This window comes from Paenibacillus sp. MER 180 (genome assembly GCF_023713665.1).
Classification (GTDB): Bacteria; Bacillota; Bacilli; order Paenibacillales; family Paenibacillaceae; genus Paenibacillus_B; species Paenibacillus_B suaedae.
Genome location: NZ_JAMAVT010000092.1, coordinates 1 through 370 on the forward strand (window position 1 = coordinate 1; position 370 = coordinate 370).

A 370-nucleotide genomic window follows, 5' to 3' on the forward strand; every position below is an offset into this window, starting at 1 on the left:
GTACCCGATCTCGCAACCACCGGAAAGTAGTGACCCGACATGTCTGGGAAGACAGTAAAGAATGGGTACGTGCAAACCGGCTAAGTAGATCCGGCAAATATTTATACCGAAAACGGAAAGAAACGATTGAGCGAAGCTTCGCGGATGCCAAAGAGCTCCATGGGTTTCGCTATTGCCGTTTGCGCGGATTACAGAATGTCAGGGAACAAGCTCTGATGACAGCGGCTGTACAGAACATGAAGAAGATGGCGATCCACCTGGATCGCCTAGAAAGACGAGGATAACCACCATGGGTTCTCTTACATCCCTAGACTGCAAAACAAAAGAAACCCTGTGCTTTATAAAAAGACAGGGTTTCTCAACAATCTGA

1 protein-coding gene is annotated in these 370 nt (G+C 47.6%); it reads left to right on the forward strand.

Going from position 1 to position 370, the window contains the following annotated elements:
• Positions 1 to 284: transposase (locus M3661_RS29985; protein ID WP_251491398.1), on the forward strand; the 284-nt coding region annotated here is incomplete at its 5' end.
• Positions 285 to 370: the final 86 nt, after the last annotated feature.